The 20,985-nt window shown below is 72.1% G+C and carries 19 protein-coding genes; 3 read left to right on the top strand and 16 right to left on the bottom strand.

What is annotated here, in order from left to right; translation table 11 throughout:
* The 4 genes from ABZ570_RS07560 to ABZ570_RS07545 all read right to left on the bottom strand — a co-directional run.
* A partial coding sequence (locus ABZ570_RS07560) for an ATP/GTP-binding protein (RefSeq protein ID WP_358058346.1) occupies positions 1–571 on the bottom strand: 571 nt, incomplete at its 3' end.
* A gap of 1 nt (position 572) precedes the next feature.
* Positions 573–950 (bottom strand): DUF742 domain-containing protein, encoded by a 378-nt coding sequence (locus ABZ570_RS07555; RefSeq protein WP_358058343.1) that lies wholly within the window; start codon positions 948–950, stop codon positions 573–575.
* A 100-nt stretch (positions 951–1,050) separates the two neighbouring features.
* Entirely contained in the window at positions 1,051–1,455 is a 405-nt protein-coding gene (locus ABZ570_RS07550; RefSeq protein ID WP_358058340.1) for a roadblock/LC7 domain-containing protein, read from the bottom strand.
* Positions 1,452–4,910 carry a nitrate- and nitrite sensing domain-containing protein gene (locus tag ABZ570_RS07545; RefSeq protein ID WP_358058338.1) on the bottom strand — a complete coding sequence of 1,153 codons (3,459 nt, stop codon included), beginning with the start codon at positions 4,908–4,910 and terminating at the stop codon, positions 1,452–1,454. The genes ABZ570_RS07550 and ABZ570_RS07545 overlap by 4 nt, the downstream gene beginning before the upstream one ends.
* 193 nt (positions 4,911–5,103) lie before the next feature.
* Here ABZ570_RS07545 and ABZ570_RS07540 point away from each other — a divergent pair, with 193 nt between their 5' ends.
* Entirely contained in the window at positions 5,104–5,712 is a 609-nt protein-coding gene (locus ABZ570_RS07540) for an ATP-binding protein (protein WP_358058335.1), read from the top strand.
* On the opposite strand, the gene ABZ570_RS07535 is transcribed toward ABZ570_RS07540, so the two are convergent.
* Positions 5,713–6,789, bottom strand: a complete 1,077-nt coding sequence (locus ABZ570_RS07535; RefSeq protein WP_358058332.1) for an adenosine deaminase — start codon at positions 6,787–6,789, stop codon at positions 5,713–5,715.
* A gap of 52 nt (positions 6,790–6,841) precedes the next feature.
* Positions 6,842–7,255 (bottom strand): PPOX class F420-dependent oxidoreductase, encoded by a 414-nt coding sequence (locus tag ABZ570_RS07530; protein WP_358058329.1) that lies wholly within the window; start codon positions 7,253–7,255, stop codon positions 6,842–6,844.
* Between the two features lie 126 nt (positions 7,256–7,381).
* Here ABZ570_RS07530 and ABZ570_RS07525 point away from each other — a divergent pair, with 126 nt between their 5' ends.
* Both ABZ570_RS07525 and ABZ570_RS07520 read left to right on the top strand, forming a co-directional pair.
* The gene (locus ABZ570_RS07525) at positions 7,382–7,861 is read left to right on the top strand and encodes a MarR family transcriptional regulator (RefSeq protein ID WP_358058326.1); all 480 of its coding nucleotides are present in this window, start codon (positions 7,382–7,384) and stop codon (positions 7,859–7,861) included.
* A 1-nt stretch (position 7,862) separates the two neighbouring features.
* Complete coding sequence (locus ABZ570_RS07520; protein WP_358058323.1) at positions 7,863–8,789, top strand: putative RNA methyltransferase; 927 nt, start codon at positions 7,863–7,865, stop codon at positions 8,787–8,789.
* 72 nt (positions 8,790–8,861) lie between these two features.
* Here the strand turns inward: ABZ570_RS07520 and ABZ570_RS07515 are convergent, their stop codons facing one another.
* The 10 genes from ABZ570_RS07515 to ABZ570_RS07470 all read right to left on the bottom strand — a co-directional run bounded on the left by ABZ570_RS07515 (position 8,862) and on the right by ABZ570_RS07470 (position 20,968).
* A complete protein-coding gene (locus tag ABZ570_RS07515; protein WP_358058320.1) occupies positions 8,862–9,542 on the bottom strand; it encodes a DUF4272 domain-containing protein in 681 nt (226 codons plus the stop codon).
* Positions 9,543–9,652: 110 nt separating this feature from the next.
* Positions 9,653–10,933: a thymidine phosphorylase gene (locus tag ABZ570_RS07510; protein ID WP_358058317.1), complete on the bottom strand. Its 1,281-nt coding sequence runs from the start codon at positions 10,931–10,933 to the stop codon at positions 9,653–9,655.
* Between the two features lie 134 nt (positions 10,934–11,067).
* Positions 11,068–11,775 (bottom strand): cytidine deaminase, encoded by a 708-nt coding sequence (locus ABZ570_RS07505; protein ID WP_358058315.1) that lies wholly within the window; start codon positions 11,773–11,775, stop codon positions 11,068–11,070.
* A 132-nt stretch (positions 11,776–11,907) separates the two neighbouring features.
* Positions 11,908–13,188 carry an ABC transporter permease gene (locus ABZ570_RS07500; RefSeq protein WP_358058312.1) on the bottom strand — a complete coding sequence of 427 codons (1,281 nt, stop codon included), beginning with the start codon at positions 13,186–13,188 and terminating at the stop codon, positions 11,908–11,910.
* 3 nt (positions 13,189–13,191) lie between these two features.
* Positions 13,192–14,529, bottom strand: a complete 1,338-nt coding sequence (locus tag ABZ570_RS07495; protein ID WP_358058309.1) for an ABC transporter permease — start codon at positions 14,527–14,529, stop codon at positions 13,192–13,194.
* Positions 14,530–14,605: 76 nt separating this feature from the next.
* On the bottom strand, positions 14,606–16,141 hold the full coding sequence (locus ABZ570_RS07490; RefSeq protein ID WP_358058362.1) for an ABC transporter ATP-binding protein: 1,536 nt from the start codon (positions 16,139–16,141) through the stop codon (positions 14,606–14,608).
* Between the two features lie 265 nt (positions 16,142–16,406).
* Positions 16,407–17,480: a BMP family ABC transporter substrate-binding protein gene (locus tag ABZ570_RS07485; protein ID WP_358058360.1), complete on the bottom strand. Its 1,074-nt coding sequence runs from the start codon at positions 17,478–17,480 to the stop codon at positions 16,407–16,409.
* 276 nt (positions 17,481–17,756) lie between these two features.
* Positions 17,757–18,098: a hypothetical protein gene (locus tag ABZ570_RS07480; RefSeq protein WP_358058306.1), complete on the bottom strand. Its 342-nt coding sequence runs from the start codon at positions 18,096–18,098 to the stop codon at positions 17,757–17,759.
* A 219-nt stretch (positions 18,099–18,317) separates the two neighbouring features.
* Positions 18,318–20,132 carry a glycoside hydrolase family 13 protein gene (locus ABZ570_RS07475; protein ID WP_358058303.1) on the bottom strand — a complete coding sequence of 605 codons (1,815 nt, stop codon included), beginning with the start codon at positions 20,130–20,132 and terminating at the stop codon, positions 18,318–18,320.
* Entirely contained in the window at positions 20,129–20,968 is an 840-nt protein-coding gene (locus ABZ570_RS07470) for an ABC transporter permease subunit (RefSeq protein WP_358058358.1), read from the bottom strand. Before ABZ570_RS07470 ends, ABZ570_RS07475 begins: the two co-directional genes overlap by 4 nt.
* Between the last annotated feature and the right edge of the window lie 17 nt (positions 20,969–20,985).

Below are 20,985 nucleotides of genomic sequence, written 5' to 3'. Positions count from 1 at the left end.
CCCAGGCCATCGACCCGGCCATCCGGGTGCTGTACGTCGACATCGACCCGGTCGACTCCCGGTTGCGGGCGTCGCACGGCACCACCGGCACGTGGCTGGAGATGGCCAGCGCGTCCCGGACGTCCTGCGGGTCGTGGTACTGCATGCCGTCGAAGCAGTTGATGGCCACCAGGTACGGCAGCCGCCGGTGCTCGAAGAAGTCGATGGCGGCGAAGCAGTCGGCCAGCCGGCGGGTGTCGACCAGCACCACGGCGCCGATGGCGCCGCGGACCAGCTCGTCCCACATGAACCAGAACCGGGTCTGACCCGGCGTACCGAACAGGTACAGGATCAGATCACGGTCGATCGAGATACGACCGAAGTCCATGGCGACCGTGGTCGTCGTCTTGCCCGGCACCTGCCGGTTGTCGTCGACGCCCACGCCGGCGGAGGTCATGATCGCCTCAGTGGTCAGCGGCGTGATCTCCGAGACCGAGCCGACCAGCGTCGTTTTACCGACGCCGAATCCCCCGGCGATCACGATCTTCGCCGACGTCACGCGCCCGCTCGGGGCCGACGGCCGGTGCGACATGTCAGAGCCTGCGAAGTCCACTCAGCACCCTCTCCAGCAGTTCAGTGCCCACCGCGTCGTCGGAGTCGTCCAGGATGGTCGGCTCGTGGACCGCGACCAGGCCGTCCGTCGCCATGTCGGCGATGAGCACCCGGGCCACGCCGAGCGGAAGTTGCATCCGCGCCGCGATCTCGGCGAGCGACTGCACGCGTCCGTCACACAGCGCGGCGATGTACTGGTGCTCACGGCCCTGTCCGCCGTTGCCGGCGGCAACGGCCCGGCCGCGCACCGTCGTCTCGACGAGCGCCTCCAGGGCGATCTCGAGCCGGGGCCGGGTACGGCCGCGGGTCACGGCGTATGGACGGACCAACGCGCCGGTCGGCTCGTCACGATCGACCATGTCGCCGCTCACCTCCTTCGTACCCCGTGCCGGCCCTACCCGGTGGCATCCGTCGTTGTCCTAGTTGTTGCCGCTCCTGACCCACCGGTCAGCGCGTCGATCAGCCCATCATCCCGACAGCCGTACGCGGCTGCGGGGTCAGGGCGTCGCCCACCCGGTCGACGAGGAGGGCCATCTCGTAGCCGACCTGGCCGACGTCGGAGCTCCGCGAGGCCAGCACCGCGAACGAGGAGCCGTCCGAGATGGACATCAGGAACAGGAAGCCGTTGTCCATCTCGACGACGGTCTGCAGCACCGCCCCGCCCTCGAAGCAACGGGCCGCGCCCTGGGTCAGGCTGACCAGACCGGACGCGATGGCCGCGAGCTGGTCCGCGCGGTCCCGCGGAAGATCACGGGACGCAGCGAGGAGCAGGCCGTCGGCCGAGACCGCAACCGCGTGCGCCACACCGGGCACCCGGTCGGCGAAGTTGGCGAGCAGCCATCCGAGATCCTGCGTAGTAGTCATCGTTGTTGCTCCTTCTGCCCGCTCCCGGCCACCGGGCCTGAGCCAGACTGCGAGGACTGCTGCCCGCCCGGAGTCGCCTCCGGGCCGGCCGAGTTGCTGTCGGACGGGTTGTTACGCCCCCGCTGCACGCCCCGGTGGTAGGCCGAGAGGAGACCCCGTACGCCCTCCGGCGTCCGGCGCTGCACCGACGTGGTCGGCTTCTCGATGCCACCCGGGACGAGCTGCGCCATCGGCACCCGCTTGGGCAGGCCCTTCTGCGTGGTCTCGGCGACCGGCACCTCGGTGGCCGCCGAGGCGGCCCGCCAACCGTCGTCGGCCGCCGTCTGCCAAGGGGGGGACTGCTGCGGCACCCGCCGGTTCGGCAGTGCCTCGGCGAAAGCGGGGCGCACGCCCCCGCTCGCCGATCCGTTGTCCTGCGAGGCTCCACCGGCCGTCGGAGTGTGTGCCATCGGCGTGTTACCTGTCGTCCCGGATGTGGTCTGCTGGACGGTCCGACCGGCGGCATCGACCTTGGCAAACTGCTGGGTCGCGGCGCCGTTCGCCGCCGCTGCGGTCGTCTCCTCCGGCCCCGGCCGTCGGGTACGGAACCAGGCCGACTCGAGCTCCCGGAAGATCGGCAGCTCCATCGTCTCGTCCGCGTACCGCTGGCGATCGGCCGGCTGCTGTGCCGGCGCGGGCACCGGCCGGCTGGCAGCCGGCGGCGCCTCCGGACGGGCGACCCGGGGCAGCTCGGTGGTCATGTCGAGGCCGGCGGCGAGGCGCTCCGGCACCGGCGGGGCGGCGGCCGGCTCGGGCGCGGCGACCGGCGGCCAGGCCGGCGGCGCACCCACGCTCGGCGCCGGACGTGGCGGCACCTGGTTGACCGGCGGCAGCGAGACCGGCTGGACCGGGGCCGGCGCGGCCGACACCGGCTGACCGGAGACCGGCGCGGCCGAGACGGGTTGCCCCGAGACGGGCGAGGCCGAGACCGGCACGCCGGAGATCGGCGGCAGCGGCGGGGCCGACACCGGCGGCGGGCCGTACCGCCGCGCCTCGGGGCTGCTCGGCAACTGCCGTGGGATGGGGGGCTGTGAGCCGGTGCTGTTCGGGTCGCCCTCGGCCGGGCTGCGCCGCTGCGGCAGCGGGTCGATCGGCTGTCCGTTGGGCGTCCGCGGGGCGAAGGCGTCGCCGCCGGCGAGCCCGGTGGCACCGGTGAGGTCGGACCAGGCCGGCATCGACCGCGCCCCGGCGGCGGTGGCCGGGTTGCCGGAGCCGTTCTGCGGTGCCGGGTCGAAGGGCCGCCCGCCGAGCGTCACCTGGTTGCCGGACGCGCCGGGGCGCGGGGCCGGCGGGGTGTTCGGGCCGCTGCCGAAGGCGGCGAAGGCACCGAGCGTGGGGGCCGGACCGCCCTGCTGGGGACCGGTCGTGGCGGCCGGGAGGGCGGGCGCCTGCGGGCCCCGGCCGGAGAGGGCGCGCGGCACCAGAACCGAGATGGGGAGGGTGACGTCCGCGACCGTGCCCCGGTCGGCACCGGGCCGCAGCTCGACCTTGACGCCGTGGCGGGACGCCAGCCGCGCGACCACGACCAGGCCCATCATCCGGGAGACCGCGACGTCCACCTGCGGTGGCGTGGCGAGCCGCTCGTTCAGCTCGCGCAGCTGCTCCGGGCTGATGCCGATGCCTCGGTCCTCGACGTAGAGGGAGGCGCGGTCGCCCACCCGCCGGGCCTCCACCATCACGTGGGAGTCCGGCGGGGAGAACGCGGTGGCGTTGTCGAAAAGCTCGGCGACCAGGTGCACCATGTCGTTGACCGCGTGCGCGGCGACCTCGATGTCCCGGTCGATCACGCCGAACTCGATCCGCGTGTAGTGCTCGACCTCGGACTGGGCGGCGCGGAGCACGTCGATGAGAGCGGCCGGCTCGCGCTGCACGCGGGTGGAGTCCGCACCGGCGAGGACCAGCAGGTTCTCGTCGTTGCGTCGCATCCGGGTGGCCAGGTGGTCGAGCTGGAACAGCTCGGCCAGGCGGTCCGGGTCCTCCTCGCCGCGCTCCAACCGGTCCAGGTGGCCGATCAACCGGTCGACCAGGATCTGCGACCGGCGGGCCAGGTTGACGAACATCGTCGCCACGGACGCCCGGAGGGCGGCCTGCTCGGCGGCGGTCCGGACGGCCTCCAGGTGGACGGCGTTGAACGCCTCGGTCACCTGGCCGAACTCGTCCTTGCTGCGGACCGGCAGCGGCTCGGCGATCTGGTTGGCCAGCTGCACCGGGGAGAGCTGGCCGGTGACCTGCGGATCCCGGAGGCGGGCCACCGCCTGCGGGAGGCCGTACTGGGCCACCGAGAGGGCACCCTGCCGCAGCTCGCGCAGCGACCGCGCCATCGAGCGGGCGACCAGGTACGCGAAGAGGATGGCCAGCAGCAGCATGGTGAGCAGCAGGCCGGTCTCCAGGAACACCTGGGTCTGGGTGTCCGAGCGGAGCTGTTCGGCCTGTCGGACGACGTTGCCGTCGAGCTTCGCCTCGACCGTCCGGATCAGCTTGGCGTTGGCCACCATGGCGGCGTCCCACTGGTCCGGCTTGAACGGCGCGTCGGACATGTCGCCGTCGATGCTGTCCGTGACGTAGGCGGTGTAGCTGGTCGCCTGGCGCAGGTCCGAGCCGGCCACGGTCTGGTCGTAGAACTCGGAGTCGGCCGTGGTGGCGACCGCCTTGAAGCTCTGCAGCGCCTGCGCCTGGCCGGTGCCGCTGGCGATGAACTGCTCGCGCAGGATCGGGGTGAGCTGCTTGCGCACCAGGGCCTGGTGCACGACCACCCGGCGCTGGGAGAGGTACTCCTGCTGCCGGGCGACGGCGGCGGCGGCGCGCATGTGGTCGCTCAGGTCGGCGTCGCCGGCCAGCTGGGTGGCCGAGTCGCGGATCGAGAGCAGGTCGTTGATCAGGCCCTCGTACGACTTCTCCGCGGCGTCGATGGTCAGCTTGCCGTTGTAGACCTGGCTGCGGGTGCCCGGGAGGTCGGCGAGGCTCTGGTCGATGCGGTCGAGCAGGACCTCGAAGTTGCTCGGCAGGTCGTCGATCGCGGCGCGCTGCCGGGAGTAGGGCGCCTTCTCCTGGTCGACCCGGGAGTTCGCCCGGTTGTAGGCCTCCTGGTACTGGGCGTTGGCCTGGGCCTGCTCGGCCTTGGTCTGGCCCCGGCTGTTGGCGCCGAGCCACAGCACCGCGGTGACCCGCTCGTCCTGCAGGGTGTCGACCAGGGCACCGGAGTAGCCGATCAGGTTGGCGAGGTCGCCGGCCCGGTTGGCATTGTTGAGTGTCTCCAGGTGGCCGACCAGGCCGTTGGTGCCCACCACCACCGTGGCGATGGTCGGCACGATCATGATCAGGCCGAGCTTGGACCAGATCGGCATGTCGCGGAGCCGGCTGGCTGGCCGGCGTAGACGCGACAGGAAGGAGCCCGCCGTCTTTGGTCGTTTGCTCACGTCACCGCCCTCGCATTACCGCGTCCGGACGTCACCCGCGGGCAACGCCGAGCGACCGACCCGGCGGGTCGGACCTCCGAGATTCCATCACGCCGCCCCGCAAAGAGAAAGCCCAGGTTGTCCGTCGCCGGAGGTGTGATGAGATGTTGATGCAATTTGATAGCAGTCCGTCTGGCCGGAGTCACTCAAAGTAATGGAACACCCTCACCGCGTCGTCCTCCTCGCCGGCCCCTCCGGCTCCGGAAAGTCGTACATTGCGCAGCGAACCGGACTTCCCGTGCTCTGCCTGGACGACTTCTACAAGGACGGCGACGACCCCACGTTGCCACGCCGAAACGGACAGGTCGACTGGGAGTCACCGCTGTCCTGGGACGCGGACGCAGCGGTGGAAACAATTGCCCGACTGGCTCGGGACGGCAAGGCCGAAGTGCCGGTTTATGCGATCGACGCGGACCGAAAGGTGGCCACTCGGCCATTCGACGTCGACGGATCGCCGCTGTTCGTCGCCGAAGGGATTTTCGCGGCCGAGATCGTCGAGGAGTGCCGCCGCCGCGGCCTGCTCGCCGGGGCGTACGCGTTGCGCCGGCCGCGCGGCGCGACCTTCGTCCGCCGGCTCGCCCGCGACCTGTCCGAACAGCGCAAGGCACCCCGCGTGCTGATCCGGCGCGGGATCACGCTGCTGCGCACCGAGCCGGCCGTGCTGCGCCGGCAGACCGGGCTGGGCGCCGAGGCGGCGCGGGCCCGGGAGGTGCTGCGCCGGGTGGCCGCCCTGCTCGCCGGCCACCCGCACGTGCATTCGTGATCAGCCGATCAGCTTGGCGTACGCCGGCTTGATCACCTCGTCGATGATCCCCAGCCGCTCGTCGAACGGGATGAACGCGCTCTTCATCGCGTTGATCGTGAACCACTGGAGCTCCTTCCAGCCGTAGCCGAAGGCCTCCACCAGCAGCGCCATCTCCCGGGACATCGAGGTGCCGCTCATCAGCCGGTTGTCGGTGTTGACGGTCACCCGGAAGCGCAGGTCACGCAGCAGCCCGATCGGGTGCTCGGCGATCGACGGCGCCGCCCCGGTCTGCACGTTCGACGAGGGGCACAGCTCCAGCGGGATCCGCTTGTCCCGGACGTACGCGGCCAGCCGGCCCAGCACCGGCGGCGGGCCCGGGGTGATGTCGTCGACGATCCGGACCCCGTGGCCGAGCCGGTCGGCGCCGCACCACTGGATCGCCTGCCAGATCGACGGCAGTCCGAACGCCTCACCGGCGTGGATGGTGAAGTGGAAGTTCTCCCGCTGGAGGTACTCGAAGGCGTCCAGGTGCCGGGTGGGCGGGAAGCCCGCCTCCGCGCCGGCGATGTCGAAGCCGACCACCCCGGTGTCCCGGTGCCGGACGGCGAGCTCGGCGATCTCCTGCGAGCGGGCGGCGTGCCGCATCGCGGTGAGCAGGGTGCCGACCCGGATCGGCGTCCCCGCCTCGGCGGCCAGGGCGCTGCCCTCCGCGAAGCCGGCCACCACGGCCTCGACCACCTCGTCGAGGGTGAGGTTCTGCTCCAGGTGCTGCTCCGGCGCGAACCGGACCTCGGCGTAGACCACGCCGTCGGCGGCCAGGTCGAGCGCGCACTCGCGGGCCACCCGACGCAGCGCGGGCGCGGTCTGCATGACCGCCACGGTGTGCGCGAACGTCTCCAGGTAGCGCTCCAGCGAGCCCGAGTTCGCCGCCTCCACGAACCAGCGGCCGAGCGCCTCCGAATCGGTGGCGGGCAGCTCGTGGCCGACCTCGGCGGCCAGCTCCACGATCGTCGCGGGCCGCAGGCCGCCGTCGAGGTGATCGTGCAGCAGCGCCTTCGGGACCTTGACGATGTCCTCGTATCGGATTGCGACCATGGTCAGACACTATCCACCGGCGGCCCGGCCCCGACACAGGACCGGGCCCGGCTCACGGTCGCCAGCCGTACACCCGCTCGACGGCGAGGCGGAGCACCAACCGGCCGTCGGCCACCATCGCCGCGCGGTAGTCCGCCCAGTCCGGATGCTCGCCCCGGATCCGCCGGTAGACCTCGACCAGCTCGTCGACGGTGGCGTCGCCCGTCACCGTGGCCGGTGTGGTGAGGGTCACCGTCCCCTCGGCCACCGCGTACGCCCCGCCGTCGGTGGTGGTGACGTGGAAGCTGGCCCGGGGATCGCGCCGCAGGTTGCGCACCTTGGCCCGGTCGCCGGTGGTGGAACAGCGGATCAGCCCCGGCTCGGCCAGGTAGTCCACGTTGGACAGCTGCGGCCGGCCGTCGCGGCGCAGGGTCACCAGCACACCGCGCCCCCGCTCGCCGAACAGCTCCCACAACCGCTCGCTCATGCCGCCACCCGTGGCAGAGGCAGTCGACTGCGTCCTGCGGCGGCGCCCTGCCGGCGATCCGGTTGACATGTCATCGACGTTAGGACCGCTTGGATGACATGTCAACAACTGGACTAGGATCGGGGCATGGGCGAACCACGCTGGCTGGACGAGCGGGAGGACCGGGCCTGGCGCGGCTACCGGCGGATGCGCCGCCTGCTCGACCTGGAGCTGGCCCGGGAGCTGATGCAGGACGCCGGCCTCTCCGAGCCGGACTACGACGTCCTCTCCGACCTCTCCGAGACGCCCGACCAGCGGCTGCGGCTCAGCGAGCTGGCCGACCGGATGCTCTGGTCGCGCAGCCGCCTGTCCCACCACCTCACCCGGATGCAGCAGCGCGGCCTGGTCACCCGCGAGGAGTGCCCGTCCGACGGCCGGGGCGCGTTCGTGGTGCTCAGTCCCGCCGGCCGGCGGGCCATCGAGGCGGCGGCCCCCGGACACGTCGCCGCCGTCCGCCGGCACCTGATCGACCTGCTCACCGCGGAGGAGGTCGACGCGCTCGGCGCGCTGACCCACCGCGTCGTCGACCGGCTCAGCGGGCGGCGGACCGGCCGGGCAGAGGTCTGACGTGGACGCCCGCATCCTCGACCGGCTGCGCTGCCCGGTCTGCGGCGAGCCGCTGGCCGAGACCACCGCCGGCACCGCCCGCGCCCTGCGCTGCCCACGCCGGCACAGCTTCGACATCGCCCGGCAGGGGTACGTCAACCTGCTCGCCGGCCGCGCCCCGCACACCGGGGACAGCGCCGAGATGGTGGCCGCCCGCGCCGACTTCCTCGCCGCCGGCCACTACGACACCATCGCCGCCGCGCTCGCCGCCACCGCCGCCGAGGTCGTCGCGGGGGCACCCCGCATCGCACCGGCGGGCACGGCGCTCGCGCACGGTGACGGCCGCGCCGACGGTCGCGGCGCGGCGGGGAACCCGTACCCCCTGGTGGTGGATGCCGGCGCGGGCACCGGCTGGTACCTCGCGGCGGTGCTGGCGGCGCTGCCGGACGCCGTCGGCCTGGCCCTCGACGTCGCCAAGCCGGCGCTGCGCCGGGCGGCCCGGGCCCACCCGCGCGCGGCCGCGGCGCTCGCCGACACCTGGCAGCGGCTGCCCCTGGCCGACCACTCCGCCGCGCTGCTGCTGAACGTCTTCGCACCGCGCAACGGCCCGGAGTTCCACCGGGTGCTCGACCCGGCCGGCGCGCTGCTGGTGGTCACCCCGGCTGCGGACCACCTCGCCGAGCTGGTCGACGCGCTCGACCTGCTGCGGGTGGACCCGGCCAAGGCCGACCGGGTCGCCGGCAGCCTGAGCGGGCACTTCATTGCGGATTCGGTCGGCGAGCACCGGGCCCGGCTGGCCCTGCGCCGCACCGAGGTGTCCACCCTGGTCGGCATGGGGCCGAGCGCCTGGCACACCGACCCGGCCCGGCTCGCCGAGCGGATCGCCGCACTGCCCGAGCCGGTGCCGGTGACCCTCGCGGTCCGGATCGGCACACACCGGCCGCGCTGACCCGCGCCGACGCCGCCCGTGGCCGAGGGGCCGGAGACCGAGGAGCGGGGGCCGGGGCGAATGGCGGACCGGTCAGGTGGAGAGGTCGACCTCTTCCCAGCCCGGCGGCTCGTCGTGGTACGGCCCGTGCAGCACCACCGCCCACTCCAACGCCCAGCGGCGCTGCCCGATCGCGTTCGCGTCCACCAGCCCGGGTAGCGGCCGTCCGGTGTCCTCCGACTCCAGGTACGCCCAGTCCAGGCAGTAGTGCAGGTCGAGCAGGGCGGCCGCGTCGGCCGGGTGCTGCGGCGCGGCCAGGATCCGGGCCCGCCACTGCGGGAAGGTCTCCCCGGCGACGAGATTGGGCATCCGCTCGACCAGTCGCTCGTCCACCGGCACGGTCGGGTCCAGTTCCTTGGCCAGCCCCAGCACCCAGGCCAGCGCGAAGAGCGCATCGTGGTGCAGCACGAACGAGCGGTGGTCGCCCTTGCCGCCCACCACGAACTGCCACTCGGGCGGGGTCAACGTGTCGACCAGGTGCGACTCCAGCAGCCAGCTCATCGCCGCCTGCGCGGGCATGCCGAAACAGCGGGCCAGGATCAGGTGCAGCACCGCGATCCGCGCCTCCATCTCGGCGGTGGGGCGCAGCTCGATCTCGTCCCCCGGCTCCCACACCAGGGGGAACTGCGGTGGCGGCAGCGGCAGACCCAACCGGGACAGCTCGTCGAGGCTCGCCTCACGGACGGCCCGGGGATCAGGGGCGGGTACGCGCACGGCTCAGGTCCCTGTCTGCTCGCGTCGGCTCAGCACCGATCGGTCCCCCTTGGCCAGGCAGGATAGCCGCTCGGCGGGGCCGGCACCACGGCCCCGCCGACGGGAAACGATCAGCCGATCCGCTCGATCACCAGCGGCGCCGCGGCGGGGGCGTCCGGGGCGATCCGGACCGCCCGCTGCGCCTCGGCCAGCGCGGCCGGGATCCGCTCCGCGTGCTCGGCGCGCAGCTCGTACAGGGGCTCGCCGACGCGTACCCGGTCGCCGGGGCGCTTGTGCAGCACCACGCCGGCCGGAATGCTCACCGGGTCCTCCTTGCGGGCCCGGCCGGCGCCGAGCCGCCAGGCCGCCACCCCCATGGCGTAGGCGTCGATCGCGGCGACGTAGCCGTCGGCGGCGGCGTGCACCACCTCGACCTCGTCGGCCGTCGGCATCGGGGCGTCCGGGTCGCCGCCCTGCGCCCGGATCATCGTCCGCCACGCGTCCATCGCGCGACCGTCGCGGAGCGCCGCCTCCGGGTCGGCGTCCGGCAGGCCCGCGGCGGCGAGCATCTCCCGGGCCAGCGCCAGGGTCAGCTCCACCACGTCGGCCGGGCCGCCGCCGGCGAGCACCTCGACCGACTCGGTCACCTCGACGGCGTTGCCGATGGCCAGGCCGAGCGGGGTGGACATGTCGGTGAGCAGGGCGACCGTCCGCACGCCGTGCGCCCGGCCCAGCTCGACCATGGTGCGGGCCAGCTCGCGGGCGTTGTCGGCGGTCTTCATGAACGCGCCGGAGCCCACCTTCACGTCGAGCACCAGCGCCCCGGTGCCCTCGGCGATCTTCTTGCTCATGATCGAGCTGGCGATCAGCGGGATCGCCTCCACCGTGCCGGTGACGTCGCGCAGCGCGTACAGCTTGCGGTCGGCCGGGGCCAGCCCGTCACCGGCCGCGCAGATCACCGCGCCGACGTCGCGGAGCTGGGTGATGAACTCCGCGTTGCTCAGCGCGGCCCGCCAGCCGGGGATCGACTCCAGCTTGTCCAGCGTGCCGCCGGTGTGGCCGAGACCCCGGCCGCTCAGCTGCGGCACCGCCGCGCCGCAGGCGGCGACGAGCGGGGTGAGCGGCAGAGTGATCTTGTCGCCGACGCCGCCGGTGGAGTGCTTGTCCACGGTCGGCCGGGTCACCGGCGAGAGGTCCAGGCGCTCCCCGCTGGCGATCATCGCGGCGGTCCACCGGGCGATCTCCGGGGCGGTCATGCCGCGCAGCAGGATCGCCATGGCCAGCGCCGACATCTGCTCGTCGGCCACCAGCCCCTTGGTGTACGCGTCGACGACCCAGTCGATCTGCCCGTCGCTCAGCACACCCCCGTCCCGCTTGGCCCGGATGACATCAACCGCCGTAAAAGCACTCACCGTCAGAAGTTCCTATCAGTCGTTGCGGAACCGATCCGCGAACAGTGGCCATCGAGGGATTGGGCCGACCGTGACCGGCGGAGGGATCAAGCCTGACCGCCCGGAGCCGGGCACGGTCGGCCCGATCCCCAAGCTCAAGCACCCGGCCAGCGGACCGGGATTTCCAGCGGCGGCTCGCCCTCGCCGGCCCAGAAGATCGTGCCCGACGCGTCCACCACGACGACCCGGGGTGTACGCGCCAGCCCCCAGGTGATCGCCTCCGCCGGGTCGCCCCAGGTCGGGCCCTCCTCCAGCACGCCGGTCTCGATGCCCTCGGTGTCCCCGGCCGACCGCTCCCAGTACGCCGTCCAGACCTGCTGCCCGGCGGAGAGGTCCGGGTGCACGAAGACCGTGCCCCGCCCCCGCCAGGCGGCCAGCCGGTCCGGCACCACGGGCACCGGGTGCTCGCCGGTCACCGCCTCCAGGTCCTCGACGCCGAACGCGTGCGGCAGCAGCTCCGTCATCCGCAGCGGGCCGCCCTTGGCCTCGATCAGGCACTCCGGCCCACCCTGCTCCCACAGCAGCTGGCGGCACCGGCCGCACGGCATCAGCGGCTCGCCGGTGGCGTCGACGCAGGACAGGGCGACGATCCGCCCGCCGCCGGTGGCGTGCAGCGAGGAGACCACCCCGCACTCGGCGCAGAGGACCACGCCGTACGCGGCGTTCTCCACGTTGCAGCCGACCACCACCCGGCCGTCGTCGACCAGGGCTGCCGCCCCGACCGGGAACTTCGAGTACGGCACGTACGCGTGCCGCATCACCTCGGTGGCGGCGGCCCGCAGCCGCTCCCAGTCGATCTCCATCACATCTCCCATTCTGCCCAATTCCCGCTGATCAGACCGGGCGCGGGGCGCCGACGGTGGTCGGAACCACCACGGCCCGGAGACGGGCGTGCCCGGCGGGCCTCCCCGCCGGGCACGTCGCGTCGCGGGCGGTCAGCCCTTGACGTACGGCTTGCCGTCGGCCGCCGGGGCCCGCACCTTGCCGACCAGCCCGGCCACGGCCAGGATCGTCGCCAGGTACGGCAGCATCGCCAGGAACTGGCTGGGGATGCTGCTGCCGATCGCGCCGAGGTACGTGGCGAGCTGGTCGGCGAAGCCGAAGAAGAGCGCCGCGAGCAGCGCCCCGGTGGGGCTCCACCGGCCGAAGATCAGCGCGGCGAGGGCGATGAAGCCCTTACCGCCGATCATGTTCTTGGTGAACGAGTACAGCGCCAGGGTGTACGAGGCACCGCCCACGCCGGCCACCAGTCCCGCCATGATGACGTTGCGGTAGCGCAGCCGCAGCACCTTCACGCCCAGCGTGTCCGCGGCGGTCGGGTGCTCCCCCACCGAGCGGGTCCGCAGCCCCCACCGGGTACGGAACAGCGCGACGTGGATGACCAGCACCAGCAGCAGGCCGAGATAGAGGAAGATGTTGCCGCGGAACAGCGCCGGACCGACCAGCGGGATGTCCTTGAGCAGCGGGATCTCCCAGTTGCTGAACCGAGGGGCGCTGTTGTACCTCGCCACGTTCGTCTGCATCAGCCGCTCGTAGAGGAAGCCGGTGACGCCGACCGCGAGCAGGTTCAGCACGATACCCATGACCACCTGGTCGACCAGGTAGCGGATGGCGAACACGGCGAGCAGCAGCGAGATGAACGCGCCGCCGATCGCCGCGGCGACCAGCCCGACCCAGACGTTGCCGGAGAGGCTGCCGAACAGCGCGCCGGAGAAGGCCCCCATCAGCAGTTGGCCCTCGATCGCCACGTTGACCACGCCGGACCGCTCGCAGAGCACGCCGGCCAGCGAGCCGAAGATCAGCGGCAGGGCCAGGATGAAGGTGCCGCGGACGACGTTGACCATCGGCATGAAGTTGCGGCCGTCGGGGGCGGCGGAGACCTGCCAGCAGAGGAAGCTCAGCACGAACGCGACCAGCCCGACGCCGAGCAGCAGGGTGAACCAGCGCTTCGGCACCCCGGCGAGCAGCGCGGCGCCGGCCGCGGCGGCGATGACCCCGAACAGGATCGCGCCGGTCGTGCCGTGGATCGACAGGGCGGCGCCGCCCTCGGTCTCGCTGAGCGTGAACCGGGCCTCCTGGCCGGTGGCGAGCGCCCCGAAGAGCACCGCCGCGAGCACGCCCAGCCCCAGCAGGACGGCGCCGACCTTGCGGATACGCGTCCAGAAGCCCTCGTCGACCGTGGTGACGGCGACCTCGGGGACAACCATGGTGGACATGCCTCACCAGCCCTTCGCGAGGCTCGTCTGCAACCGGGCCGCGCGGGCCGCCCGGAGCTGGAAGATCGCCTTCACCAGGGCCGGCGCGGCGATGAAGATGACGATGAGCGCCTGGAGCACGGTGACCAGTTCCAGCGAGATCCCTGAGTACGACTGCATCCGGTTGCCGCCGGCCTGGAGCGCGCCGAAGAGCAGCGCGGCCATCAGCACGCCCCACGGCTTCACCCGGCCGAGCAGCGCGACCAGGATGCCGTCGAAGCCGATCTGCGCGACCACCTGCGGGGTGAGCGCGTTCGCGGTCGAGCCGAGCACCATGTTCGAGCCGCCGAGGCCGGCCAGCACACCGGCGATCACCATGACCAGCACGTACGTCTTCGTGACGCTGATGCCCGCGGTCCGGGCGGCGTCCGGGTTGGCACCGACCGCACGCAGCTCGAAGCCGAGCGTCGAGCGGTTCAGCAGCCAGGCGACGAACGCGGTGGCCAGCACCGCGAGCAGGATGCCGGTGTGCACCCGCAGGTTGTCGCCGAGCAGCCGGGGCAGCTGGGCGGAGGCGTCGACCGGCTTGCTGATCGCGTCGGCGCGGGTCGGGCTGTGCACCCCGTCCTGGATGATGATCCAGGCCAGGAAGTAGACCGCGACGTAGTTGAGCATGATCGTGTTGATCACCTCGTGGGCGCCGGTACGCGCCTTGAGGATGCCCGGGATGAAGCCCCAGAGGGCACCACCGGCCGCGCCGGCGAGCAGCGCGACGAGCAGGTGCAGCCCCGGCGGCAGCGGCAGCGCGAAGCCGGCGGCGGCGGCGAGGACGACGCCGATCGTCGCCTGGCCCTGGGCACCGATGTTGAACAGGCCGCCGCGGAAGGCGAGCGCCACCGCCAGGCCGGTGAAGACCAGCGGTGCGGTGTAGGTGAGCGTCTCCGAGATCGGGCTCAGCGCGGCCGTGAAGCCGGTGGCGTCCGGGTCGAAGATGGCGCCCTTGAACAGGTTCGCGTACGCCTCGCTGACCACGGCCCAGCTCGAGTTGAGCGCGTCCGACGGCCGGGCGGTGATGTAGCCGTAGGTGGCCAGCACCTCCGGGTCGGAGACGATGATCAGCACCGCGCCGACCAGCATCGCCAGCAGCACGGCGAGCACGGTCACGGTGACCGTGTTCGCGGCCCAGAGGTTGTCCAGGAACAGCCGGCCCAGCGACGGGCGGGGCTCGCCCGTGGACTCCTTGGGCGCGGTGGCGGTCGCCGCGGCGTCGCCGGTGCGCGGGGTCGGGATCGTCCGCGCCTCCTGCGCCTCGGTGGCCGGCGCCTTGTCCGGCGAGCCCGACACCGCATTCCGGTTGCTCATGCCGCCACCTCGCTGCGCTCGGTGCCGGCATGAGGCAGCATCGCGCTGTATTGATGATTCGCTCGCTGGCGCTCGCTCATGACTTTTCCTCGTTGCCAGGGCCTTCGGGGGCCAAAGCCGCAGCGCCTTCGGGCGTACCGCTGGTGCCGTCGGTCGCCGTGGCGGTGTCCGGGGTGATGCCGGCCATCAGCAGGCCGATCTCCTCGCGGGGAGTGTCCGGGCCGACCACGCCGATGATCCGGCCGCGGTACATCACCGCGATCCGGTCGGCCAGGCCGATCACCTCGTCCAGCTCGCTGGAGACGACCATGACGGCGGTGCCGATGTCCCGCTCGCGGATCACCCGGCTGTGGATGAACTCGATCGAGCCGACGTCGACGCCCCGGGTGGGCTGTGCGGCGATGAAGAGCTTCAACGGCCGGGACAGCTCCCGGGCCACGATCACCTTCTGCTGGTTGCCGCCGGACAGGGTGCCCACCGGCGTGTCCGCCGAGGAGGTACGGACGTCGAACTGCTCGATCCGCTCCTTCGCCGACTTCGCGATGGCGTCCGGCTTGAGCGACAGGCCCTTGCCGAAGGGCGGCTGGTCGTAGATGTCCAGCACCAGGTTCTCCGCGACGGAGAACTCCTTGACCAGACCGTCGACGCTGCGATCCTCCGGCACGTAGCCGACGCCGGCCCGGAGCACCTTCTTGGTCGGCCAGCCGTGCACGGCCTCGCCGTCCAGGGTGACAGTGCCGGCGAGCGCGGGCCGCAGGCCCATGATGGCCTCGATCAGCTCGGTCTGGCCGTTGCCCTGCACGCCCGCGATGCCGAGCACCTCACCGGCGTGCACGGTCAGGTCGACGCCGTCGACCGCGCGTACCTGCCGGTCGTCGTCGACGACCAGGCCGGAGAGCTCGAGGATCGGCTTGCCCGGGGTGGCCGGCTGCTTGTCGACGGTCAGCCGGACGCTGCGGCCCACCATCAGCGCGGCCAGCTCGTCCCGGCTGGCGTTCGGCGACGCCGTACCCACGGTCTTCCCGCGTCGGATCACCGTGATCCGGTCCGCGATGGCCTTCACCTCGCCCAGCTTGTGGGTGATGAAGACGATCGACTTGCCGGCGGCCTTGAGCGACCGCATCACCGCGAGCAGTTCCTCGGTCTCCTGCGGGGTGAGCACCGCGGTGGGCTCGTCGAGGATCAGCAGGTCGACGTCGCGGGTGAGCGCCTTGACGATCTCCACCCGCTGCTGGATGCCGACCGGCAGGTCCTCGATCACCGCGTCCGGGTCGACCCGGAGGTTGTACCGCTCGGAGACCTCGGCGACCTCACGGCGGGCGCGCCGCCGGTCGAGGAAGCCGGTGAGGCCGCCCTTGACCTGCTCGGCGCCGAGCATGACGTTCTCCGCCACGGTGAACACCGGCACCAGCATGAAGTGCTGGTGCACCATGCCGATCCCGGCCGCGATGGCGTCCGACGGGCCCTTCAGCTTCAGCGGCTGGCCGTCGACCAGGATCTCGCCCTCGTCGGGCTGGTAGAGCCCGTAGAGCACGTTCATCAGGGTCGACTTGCCGGCACCGTTCTCGCCGAGCAGGGCGTGGATCTCTCCAGGCTCCACCGTCAGGTCGATGTGGTCGTTGGCGACCAGATCACCGAACCGCTTGGTGATGCCGCGCAGTTCGAGTCTCAGCGCAACCTCCTGGAGTGCGAGCGATGGTGCAGCGTAGCTGCTGCCGCACCGGCCATCGGGCCGGGTCGGTTCGCGGGGGTAAGGTCCGGCCGCCCCGGTGCCGCAGGTCTCTGCCCGCGTACGCCGAGACGGCCGGTGGTGCGTCGTGCCTGGTGGCCGCCGGCCTCCGCCGCCGATGCCCTCGGTGCGGCGGCCGGCGGACCGGTCACTCCGTGGCCGGCTGGGCCTTGGAGGTGACCTTGATGGTGCCGGCGGCGATGTCCGCCTTGATCTTGTCGATCTCGGCCTTCAGGTCCGCCGGGACCTTGCTGTCGAACTCGTGGTACGGGGCGAGCGACACGCCGTTGTTGGCCAGGGTGCCGACGAAGCCCGGCTTGGCCTGCAGCTGCTCACCGCTGGCGGCCTTGAGCACGGCCTCCTTGACGGCGTCCTGGATGTTCTTGACGACCGTGGTCAGCAGCGCCGGGCAGTTCGGGGTGCTCTGGCAGCCGTCGGTGTCGACCCAGATCGCCGAGTACTTGCCACCGGAGGCCTGGGCGGCGGCGGTGGTGCCGAGGCCCGCGCCACCGGCGACCGGCATGATGATGTCCGCGCCCTGGGCGACCAGCGCGTCGGAGACCTTCTTGCCGTCGTCCTGCTTGTCGAAGGAGTTGGAGAAGGAGCCCTTCTGGCTCGCCTTGTCCCAGCCGAGGAGCTGGACGTTCTTGCTCTTGGCCTGGTTGTAGTAGGCCACGCCGTCGGCGAAGCCGTCCATGAAGATGGTCACCGGCGGGATCGGGATGGCGCCGTAGGTGCCGACCTTGCCGGTCTTGGTCATCCCGGCGGCCAGGTAGCCGGCCTGGAAGGCGGCCTGGGTGGTGTCGAACTGCATCGGGTAGATGTTGTCCACACCCGGGTTGGCGTCCACGATGCCGAACTGCTGCTTCGGGTTCGCCTCGGCGGCCTTCTTGGTGGCGTCGGCCATCAGGCCACCGACGGCCAGGATGAAGTCGCACTTCTGGTTGACGTACCCGGTCAGGTTGACCTCGTAGTCCGCCTCGGCCTTCGACGCGACGTACTTGATGTCGATGTTGTCGTTGGCCTTCTTGGCCGCCTCGAGGCCCGCCCAGGCGGAGGTGTTGAACGACTTGTCGTCGATGCCGCCGAGGTCGGTCACCATGCAGGCGCTGTACTTCTTGCCGGCGGTGCCGCCGGCGGCGTTGTCGTCCTTGGGGGCCTCACCACACGCGGCGGCGCCCAGCACGAGGCCACCCGCCACGACGGCGGAGGCGATCCGCATCCCACGCACAGAGCGCAAGACGTCTCCTTCCCATTGCACACCGCGTCGTCCGCGATGGCAGCCCTTGCGCCGGCCTGCGGTGTGCCGCCGGCGTCCCACGTTACGGACGGGAGCGTACGCCCGCGCCCACCCACCGGCCGACAATCGTGCACGACTGTTGAGCGTCCGTTACCCCTACGTAATCCGGGGGTGGGGGAAATCACTTTCACGACCGGCGGGCTTCGGAAAAGGTGTCCTTAACGTCCGTTTCCTGCGACGTTTCCACTGCTGCTGGGGCTACCGCCAGAAGACCGCCACCGCCGCGTTGACCAGGGTCAACCCGATGATGGCGAGGAAGTGGCCGCGGTTGACCGACTCCCGTTTCCGGGAGAAGAAGACCATGACAAAGATCAACAGTGCGAGCACCAACTTGGTAACAAGTTTCGCCGGCGCCGGCTCGTGCCCGTCGCGCAGCGGGGCGGACAGACCGATTCCGGTCAGCACCTGGATCACCGAGCCCCAGAGCATGGCCGCGTTGATCCGCAGCCGGCCGCTGACGTACTGGGCGATCGAGCCGCCGAGCAGCAGCGCGAACCCGATCAGATGAACGTAGAGAAGTACCAGCCGAATAGCTTCCACGCCGCCCATCCTCCCCCATCAACGACGCCCCGTAGTAGTCCCCCCATCCACCCGCCGTCATACCGTGACCTCCCCACCCCCTCCCCACCCCTGACCTCCCCGCGATCTTGCAGTTTGTGGCGCAGCAAAGCGGACATAAGCCGCGTAACTCCGACCGTAAGTGCAAGATCGCCGGGGGGCGGGGAGGGTGGGGGCGGGAGGGGGGCGGGTGGGGGTTGGTTAGGGGAGGCGCCAGGCTTGGAAGGTGGGGCCGTCGGGGGGCAGGGTGACCGTGCCGTCGGGGGCAGGGCGGAGGGCGGGAGCGTTGCCGTGGACGTTCTCGGCGGCCGGGAGGCCGGTCAGGCGGACCGGGGTACCGGGCGCGCGGCGGGCCAGCACGAGCACCGCGCCGGTCGGCGCCTCGCGCAGGAAGACCAGGGTGTCCGGGTCCGCGTACACCCAGCGCAGGCCGCCGTGCCGCAGCGCCGGCTCGCCGCGGCGCAGCGCCAGCAGCGACCGGTACGCGTCGAACGTGCGCCGGTCCCAGCTCTCCGGCCGGTGCCACGGCATCGGGGTACGCGAGCCCTCGCCGTTCGTGCCGGTCAGCCCCAGCTCGTCGCCGGCGAAGACCACCGGGGTGCCCGGCATGGTGGCGAGCAGGCCGGCGGCCACCTCCTGCCGGGCGGCGTCGCCGACCACGGTCCGGATGCGGGCCGAGTCGTGCGAGCCGAGCAGCTGCCACGAGTGCACGTAGGACCGCCAGGAGATCAGCGACCGGTAGGCGTTCATGGTGGCGAGCACCGCCCCCGCGTCCCGTCGGCGGACGCCGCCCGGGGTGCCGAGGAAGTTCGGCAGCGGCTCGTCGCCGTGGCGCAGCCAGGACCAGACCGGGTCGGTGAAGCCGACGTAGTTCATCGTCCCGTGCCAGCCGTCCCGGTCCAGGTCACCGGTGTGGTCGTGGCCGTGCTCGGCCAGTAGCAGGCCGTCGGCGCGGGTCTCGGCGACCACCTCGCGCAGCAGCCGGGCCACCTCGTGGGTGTACGCGTCCGCGCCCCGCCGGCCGGTCATGTTCGCCACGTCCACCCGCCAGCCGTCCAGCCCGTACGGCGGGCGCAGCCAGCGGCGCAGCAGCGAGTCCTCGGCGGTGGCGAAGCGACGGCGCAGCTCGGCGCTGCCCCAGTTGAGCTTCGGCAGCGACTTGACCCCGTTCCACGACTCGTAGTCCCCGCCGGTCAGGTCGAAGTAGTAGAGCTCGCGCTCGGGCGCGTGCACGTCGGCGACGGCGGCGGTGAACCACCGGTGCCCGTCGCCGGTGTGGTTGCTGGTGATGTCGCCGAGCAGCCGCCAGCCCCGGGCGTGCACCGCGTCGGCGAGCCGGGCCAGGGCGGCGTCCCCGCCGAGCAGCGGGTCGACGGTGTCGAAGCTGGACGCGTCGTACCGGTGGTTGGAGCGCGCCGGGAAGACCGGGGTCAGGTAGACGGTGTTGATCCCGAGCCGGTCCAGGTGGTCCAGGCGCTCGGTGATCCCGTCCAGGTCGCCGCCGTAGAACTGGTACGGCGTCTCCGGGCCGCGCCCGATGACCGGGGTGTCCCAGTCGCACGGGATGGCCCAGTCCGGCGCGGTCCGCCCGGCGGCGGCGGCCGAGCGGGCGAACCGGTCCGGGAAGATCTGGTAGATCACCGCGTCCCGCGCCCAGGCCGGCGGCGGGGCGTAGCTGACCAGCTTGAAGTCGCCGTGGTCGGGCACGTCGTGGTCGACCAGGCCGGCGGCGTTGAGCCAGCGGCAGGCCTTCGCCCCGGCGAGCAGGAACCGGTAGTTGCTGACCGGGTTGCGGACCTCGACGTCGGCCCGCCACCACACGTCACCACCCTCGGTGCGGTCGACCACGGCCTCGGCGAAGCGCGGCTCGCCGTCACCGGTGGTCCGCACGTGCACCTGGCGGACGTCGGCGCCGGCCGGCACCCGGACGAAGACCGGGACGAGCTGCCCGAGCACGGGCTCCTGTTCGGGCACGTAGGTGGCGGACCCGTCATGGTGCGGCTGCAGCATGGTCATCCCTTGACGGCTCCGGAGGTGAGGCCGGAGACGATGTAGCGCTGGAGGTACTGGAACACCAGCACCGTGGGGATCGCGGTGAGCAGCGTCGCCGCTGCGAAGATCCCGAAGTTGACGTTGCGCTCGTTGCCCTGGAGCATGCCGTACATACCGACGGCGAGGGTCTTCGAGTTGGTGCTGGTGAGGAACACGTTCGCCATCAGGAACTCGTTGATCGTGCCGATGAACGCCAGCAGGCCCGTCACCGCCAGGATCGGGGCCACCAGCGGCAGCATGATCCGGAAGAACACCTGGGCGTGGGTCGCGCCGTCCATGGTGGCCGACTCGTCCAGCTCCCGGGGGAGCGTGTCGAAGAAGCCCTTCATCAGCCAGGTGTTCACGCCGAGCGCGCCGCCCAGGTACAGCAGCAGCAGGCCCCACGGGGTGTTGAAGCCGATCCCGGGCCACAGCTCGGTGATGGTGCCGAAGATCAGGAAGATCGCCACGATCGCCAGGAACTGCGGGAACATCTGGATCATCAGCAGCGAGAGCAGCCCGACCCGCCGGCCCCGGAAGCGCATCCGGGAGAAGGCGTACGCGGCCAGCGAGGAGAGGAAGACCGACGCGAAGGACGCGACCCCGGCGATCAGCAGCGAGTTGAGGAACCAGCGCGCGAACGCGGTGCGCTGGAACAGCTCGCCGAAGTTGCCGAAGGTCACCCCTCCGGTCGGCACCAGCTCGGTGGACGACAGCGTGCCCAGCGGATTGAGCGCCGCGGAGAGCACGAACACGATCGGGAAGAGGCTGAACAGCACCCCGAGCACGCCGACGAGGTGTCGCCAGCCGACCTGGGTCAGCCAGCGGTTGCCCCGCC

The organism is Micromonospora sp. NPDC007271, assembly GCF_040634005.1.
In the GTDB taxonomy this organism is placed as follows: Bacteria; Actinomycetota; Actinomycetes; order Mycobacteriales; family Micromonosporaceae; genus Micromonospora.
The sequence above is the reverse complement of the archived record's forward strand: the minus strand, read 5'-3'. Positions and strand labels throughout refer to the sequence as shown.

What these genes read in the sequence shown, in the direction of transcription:
- ABZ570_RS07550 (WP_358058340.1), bottom strand. Translation starts at nt 1,455, where the DNA reads ATGACTACTACGCAGGATCTCGGATGGCTGCTCGCCAACTTCGCCGAC.
- ABZ570_RS07525 (WP_358058326.1), top strand. Translation starts at nt 7,382, where the DNA reads ATGGGCGAACCACGCTGGCTGGACGAGCGGGAGGACCGGGCCTGGCGC.
- ABZ570_RS07505 (WP_358058315.1), bottom strand. Translation starts at nt 11,775, where the DNA reads ATGGAGATCGACTGGGAGCGGCTGCGGGCCGCCGCCACCGAGGTGATG.
- ABZ570_RS07495 (WP_358058309.1), bottom strand. Translation starts at nt 14,529, where the DNA reads ATGAGCAACCGGAATGCGGTGTCGGGCTCGCCGGACAAGGCGCCGGCC.
- ABZ570_RS07540 (WP_358058335.1), top strand. Translation starts at nt 5,104, where the DNA reads ATGGAACACCCTCACCGCGTCGTCCTCCTCGCCGGCCCCTCCGGCTCC.
- ABZ570_RS07485 (WP_358058360.1), bottom strand. Translation starts at nt 17,480, where the DNA reads ATGCGGATCGCCTCCGCCGTCGTGGCGGGTGGCCTCGTGCTGGGCGCC.
- ABZ570_RS07475 (WP_358058303.1), bottom strand. Translation starts at nt 20,132, where the DNA reads ATGACCATGCTGCAGCCGCACCATGACGGGTCCGCCACCTACGTGCCC.
- ABZ570_RS07555 (WP_358058343.1), bottom strand. Translation starts at nt 950, where the DNA reads ATGGTCGATCGTGACGAGCCGACCGGCGCGTTGGTCCGTCCATACGCC.
- ABZ570_RS07500 (WP_358058312.1), bottom strand. Translation starts at nt 13,188, where the DNA reads ATGTCCACCATGGTTGTCCCCGAGGTCGCCGTCACCACGGTCGACGAG.
- ABZ570_RS07535 (WP_358058332.1), bottom strand. Translation starts at nt 6,789, where the DNA reads ATGGTCGCAATCCGATACGAGGACATCGTCAAGGTCCCGAAGGCGCTG.
- ABZ570_RS07530 (WP_358058329.1), bottom strand. Translation starts at nt 7,255, where the DNA reads ATGAGCGAGCGGTTGTGGGAGCTGTTCGGCGAGCGGGGGCGCGGTGTG.